The following is a 1,987-nucleotide window of genomic DNA, read 5'->3' as shown; positions in this document are numbered from 1 at the left end:
GTACCGGAACAAGTCGTTGGTGATGCAGGCCGGAAAGCACAGTATGGTCGCAAAGGTATTCAAGCGGGTCCGGGTAGTTAGCAGCGCGAAGCAGGGAAACCATTCTCTGAATGATCCCGAAGGCACTGTTTGCATGGACGGTTGTCCAGACACCATGCCCGGTCTGGGCGGCATCAAGGGCGGCGGATGCTGCTTCTGGAAAACGGATTTCACCGATCATTATTACATCGGGGTCGGAACGCATGGCACCGGCAATGGCGTTACGGTAGGCCGCGCCACGGTTATCGTCCTGATCGTTGGTGCTGACCCGGACCTGCTTGACTCCTTCCAGTGGATATTCCGGCGGATCTTCAATGGCGAGAAAGTTTTTTTCTGGATGATCCTCGGCCATGCTTTCCATGATGTGTTTGAGGGCCGTTGATTTACCGTGTCCGGTAGGACCTGAAAGTAAGGTCAGTCCAGAACGCTGAGTCAGGAATTGGAAGCGGCGGATGTGTCGGTCTGAATAGCCGAGTGTCTCCAGCCTTTCCGGAAGGCTTCCTGATGCCGTTGTGCGGTCATAGAGCAGGCGCAGAGCCATGAAAGTCCCGGTTCCATTCTTAGCCATGGAACATTCAAGCGGTTCGGTATGCAGACGAATGGAATGCACTTCTGCCGGGAGGTACTCGCTATCAACTATTCTGCCGTCTTGTCTTTCTGAGGCAATGAAGGTTGTGTCTGCACTATTGGACATGGTTTGATACATGGCCGTAATGATCTTGCGTGCGTCTTTGCCATCAAGCGTACGATAGTTTTTTACCATACCAAGCTTACGAAGCTGGATGGATGCAAAAGGTCCATATTCCCCAATGTGTATATCAGATGCACCTTCTTCGTATGCGTCTGCAATGATCTCAATGGCGAGAGCCTGAATATCGCTTTTGGTTTCAGTGCGAACAAAGTGCTTTTTACGCAGCTTCTGAAATTCTTCAGGCTTGATTTTTTTGTTCTTCTTATATCCTTTTCTGGCTGCATAGCTTAGTAAATCCAGTAGGATTACGTCACTTTCCACTTCTTCTGAAATAATAACTTCGCCGTCTAGAAACAGGACTCGGTCTCGAAGGCTTGAGGGTATTTCGTTGTCAGTCATGCTTTACTCCTTGAATTTCAAGGCAACGTTCTTGCCGCCAGAGCGGACCAGAACTTTATTGGGGGTTATGGATACGACTTTGCCGGGACCGGCGTTGTTGCCGACCCGCACAGTCTCGATACCTGCGGAGCTGGAAAGGGTAGCGGAAAGTCTGCCGTCCACGCCCTGAATTGAAACAACCTTGGGCCATGCCGAGCGGCTTTTTTTCTTAGCTGTGGACTTTGAGTTTGGGGATTTAGTCGGAACCGGGTCTGGGACGGTCAGCTCCAGCAGATCCTTTTCTTCTTTGGCCAGTTTCACTTGAAGTTTTCGATATTCAATCAGGCTACGCATGTAGTTCACATCGCTGATGCTTATTGCTGGGCGCGCGAAGGCGGGAGACGGCTGTGCAACCTGTTCAGTTTCTTCAGGTTTAGTTGCCTGTTCATGTTTAGCGGTCGCGTTTTCAGCAGGCGCAGCTTCTTGTTTTTGAGCTTCGTCAGTGCTGTTTGAGTCGGTCATGAACGCAGTGATGGCCGTTGCATTTGCTACGCTGGGATTCGTAAGCGTATTTGTTGCGTTAGCCTGCGCCGTGGTCTTGGTCGCGTTAGCAAAGCTGGTCGCATTGGTTGAGCTGGTGGCGTTGCCCGTATCCACATCGATCAGGAGTTCTTCTTCCAGATTCAGGTCGGCCAAATTTTCAGCAAAGGCCGGAATCCCAACGAGTACTCCAATAAGTAAGAGCAGAAAAAGCAGGTTAGTAGCTCGCATAAATCTGGCCCTCCAAGGTGCATTTATTGTTTGTGAAGTCGATCTTTGAAAGGACCAGACAAGGAATGGAATCCAGTGCTGTGAAGAGCGCGTCCTCGATCGTTACCC

Annotated in this window: 2 protein-coding genes; both read right to left on the bottom strand. The window is 50.6% G+C overall.

The features are described from left to right. A partial coding sequence (locus tag D0S45_20220; GenBank protein ID TIH11257.1) for a secretion system protein E occupies positions 1-1,129 on the bottom strand: 1,129 nt, incomplete at its 3' end. A 3-nt stretch (positions 1,130-1,132) separates the two neighbouring features. Continuing rightward, positions 1,133-1,879 (bottom strand): hypothetical protein, encoded by a 747-nt coding sequence (locus D0S45_20215; protein TIH11256.1) that lies wholly within the window; start codon positions 1,877-1,879, stop codon positions 1,133-1,135. Positions 1,880-1,987 lie beyond the last annotated feature (108 nt).

This window comes from Marinifilum sp. JC120, assembly GCA_004923195.1.
In the GTDB taxonomy this organism is placed as follows: domain Bacteria; phylum Desulfobacterota; class Desulfovibrionia; order Desulfovibrionales; family Desulfovibrionaceae; genus Maridesulfovibrio.
This window is presented reverse-complemented; position numbering and strand designations above follow the sequence as displayed.

Bases quoted from the DNA above. Each gene is read 5' to 3' on its own strand.
- D0S45_20215 (TIH11256.1), bottom strand. From the start codon at position 1,879: ATGCGAGCTACTAACCTGCTTTTTCTGCTCTTACTTATTGGAGTACTC.